The 3,134-nt window shown below is 39.6% G+C and carries 3 protein-coding genes; 2 read left to right on the top strand and 1 reads right to left on the bottom strand.

The features are described 5' to 3' along the window. Positions 1 to 267, bottom strand: a 267-nt coding sequence (locus OZD66_RS04690; RefSeq protein ID WP_275022362.1) for an IS630 transposase-related protein, incomplete at its 3' end; no start/stop codon positions are given. A 48-nt stretch (positions 268 to 315) separates the two neighbouring features. Between OZD66_RS04690 and OZD66_RS04685 the strand changes: the two genes are divergently transcribed. Next, on the top strand, positions 316 to 543 hold the full coding sequence (locus OZD66_RS04685; protein WP_182366783.1) for a hypothetical protein: 228 nt from the start codon (positions 316 to 318) through the stop codon (positions 541 to 543). 95 nt (positions 544 to 638) lie between these two features. Then, the gene (gene argS, locus OZD66_RS04680) at positions 639 to 2,345 is read left to right on the top strand and encodes an arginine--tRNA ligase (RefSeq protein ID WP_182366786.1); all 1,707 of its coding nucleotides are present in this window, start codon (positions 639 to 641) and stop codon (positions 2,343 to 2,345) included. Positions 2,346 to 3,134 lie beyond the last annotated feature (789 nt).

Below are 3,134 nucleotides of genomic sequence, written 5' to 3'. Positions count from 1 at the left end.
CCAAAGTTTAGCCATTTCCGATAGAGTCTTTCCTCCGTGTTCTCTGGCAAATTTGGCAAAGGTATCCCAGTCGGTAATTTTGTGATTGTAACCCCCATTTCCAAGTTTTTTTGATTGAAAGTCTCCTGTTTCTTTTCTTCTTTGCTGCCACTCCCATAAAGTAGTTCGTCCAATCTTAAATCTTGCTGCCACTGNTTCTCTGCTTTCTCCTTCGTCTAGCGCTTCCATTGCTTTTTTTCTTAAATCATAACTATATGCTGCTGGCATTCAACCTCCTTATCATCATCTATCCTTATCCTATCACACCGGACTTTTATGGAAAGAGCTATAAAACATAACTATAGTGATAAAATCAATAATCGCTATTCATATACTAACAAATTTTCTTATAGTGATGAGGGTGTAGACGAGACGATCAAGGATAAAATCACAACTGAAGATCAGGTAGTAACTGATGATGTTGAAGAGCCTGATGCTGGTAATGATGGTTACAGTGAAGGTATGGCTTTCTCTTACCATGGTTACGGCAACGACTTAATATAAACTCTGATCCAGGAAGATAAAATAGTTAAGATAAACCTTCAACTAGCCCCACTTATTCGCTATATTGTTGGAGGTTTTCATAGTTTTTCTAGTTGATGAACATTTTCAAAAGGGCTTCTTCCTTAATTTTGAGTAAGTTAAACGAGTTGAAGCAAAGGGGTATTATAAATACAGATACAACAAATTTTATCGTAGAACCCCCAAGTAACAGAGCACATGGAGACATTTACACAAACGTTGCTATGGTGCTTGCAAAGCATGAAAAGAAGAATTCCATTGAAATTGCAGAGGTTTTAGCCAAAGAATTTGAACTTTTTGATGAAGTTGCAAAAGTGGAAATAGCAGGCCCTGGTTTCATCAACATGCACTTAAAAATAGAAGTGTGGCATGGAATTTTAAAACAAATAAATGAGCTAAAAACAGAGTTTGGCACCCTAGATATAGGGAACAATCAGGCCATTAATGTTGAATTTGTATCTGCAAATCCAACTGGTCCACTGCATATTGGTCATGCAAGAGGGGCAGTATTTGGTGACGTTCTGGCAAATTTATTGAAAAAAGTTGGTTATAAAGTTACTAAGGAATACTATATTAATGATGCTGGAGCACAGATAGATACGCTAATTCGGTCAGTGTATTTGCGATATAAAGAAGCTCTGGGAGAAAAAATCAGCATCGAAAAAGGTTTATACCCAGGTGAATATTTAAAACCAATAGGGACTGGGCTGGCCAAAAAATATGGCGCAGAGCTTCTAGAAAAGCAAGATAATCAAGTGATTAGAGACTATACTTTAAGTTCTATCTTAGAAATCATAAAGGAAGACATGAACTTACTTGGAGTAAATCATGATGTTTTTACTTCAGAGTATGAGCTACAAAAAAGTGGCAAAATTGAAGAGAGTATAAAGATATTGTCTGACAAGGGTCTAGTGTATGAAGGGTACCTGGAGAAACCAAAAGGCAAAGAAGGCGAAAATTGGACTTCCAGAAAAGAGATGCTATTTCGCTCTACAAAATTTGGTGATGACGTTGACCGTGCATTGAAGAAAGAGGACGGCAGTTGGACTTATTTTGCCTCGGATATCGCTTACCATTTTGATAAGATATCGCGTGGTTTTAACAATATGATCGTAGAGCTTGGTAGTGACCACGGCGGTTATGTCAAAAGACTCAAAGCAGTCGTCTCTGCGCTCAGTGATGATCAAGCAAAAATAGAGGTAAAACTGCATAATATTGTGAATTTTTTCGAGAACGGCAAACCTGTTAAGATGTCCAAAAGATCAGGAAACTTCCTAACAGCAAGAGATGTAGTGGAAGAAGTTGGCAGGGACATAACTCGTTTTATAATGCTAACACGCAAGAATGATATGGTCTTGGACTTTGATTTTGCTAAAGTTAAAGAACAGTCAAAAGACAACCCTATTTTTTACGTGCAATATGCGCATGCTCGTGCTCATTCGTTAATGCGTAATGCTCCAAAAGAGCTCCCAACAGCAGATCCTTCACTTTTAAGGACAGGTGGAGAGCTCTTCCTCATAAAAACCTTAGCAAAGTGGCCAGATGTGGTAGAAATTGCAGCAAGGCTTTGTGAGCCACACAGAATTACTTTCTACTTACTTGAAGTTGCAGAAGCGTTTCACGTTTTATGGGGGTATGGCAAGAGTGATTTAAACATGCGTTTCATACTGGAAGACAACTTAAACCTCACCGCTGCAAGAATGTTGCTCGTACAAGCCTTAGCGCACGTCATCGCTTCTGGACTTTCTGTCTTCAATATAGAGCCTTTGGAAGAAATGAGTTGATTTTTTTTGTTACAATATGTAACGATCCACAACTGTACGAACATTGTGATTTTGGCCCATCAGATCCCAGTGTCTGGGCACTGGGATGACAGCAATCCTACGTCACTACCGCCGCGGTATCTCTTAGCCGCTAACAAGCAGCGGGATGACGGTTGTCAGGCTAGCTGTCATCCGAGCCTCCTATGATGTCATCCGAGTAGCCCCTTTCTCGTCATCCCGCTACGTGTTAGCGGGATCTCATTTCACTTTATGATGATGTCATGAAAGTAGCTGACATTGGAATCCAGAAGACTTAATTTCAACCAAATAATAAAGGCTAGATCCCAGACTGGAATGACGGCAGTCCTACGTCATACCGCGATTCATTCGCGGTATCTCTAGATCCCGCTAACAAGTAGCGGGATGACGAGGTGATCGTCATGTCACCGCGAACCGTCATACCGTCACGAACCGTCATACCGCGATTCATTCGCGGTATCTCAGCCGCTAACAAGAGATTCCGCTAACAAGCAGCGGGATGACGGTTGTTGTTTAGCTATAAATATTAAGAAATTTACCAAATGAAAAAAAAGGCAAAAGAAGCCCTGGGGTTATTATCCGCTTTAAAATATTGGCGTTTTTTATGTTTTAAACGCTTGACAAGCGAGATTCAGCCGCTTTTAATTGCAACTAACTTACGCTGCAAATGTTTAAGAAATTTACTAATACCAATTCTCACTGCACAACAAACAGATAGACAATAATGGAAAAAAAGCCATACTAAACTAAGTGTAATAGCGAGGTATAAAT

It is taken from the genome of Wolbachia endosymbiont of Drosophila baimaii (assembly GCF_028982185.1).
Classification (GTDB): domain Bacteria; phylum Pseudomonadota; class Alphaproteobacteria; order Rickettsiales; family Anaplasmataceae; genus Wolbachia; species Wolbachia pipientis.
Note: the sequence above shows the minus strand (reverse complement) of the source record. Positions and strands in the feature narration are given on the sequence as shown.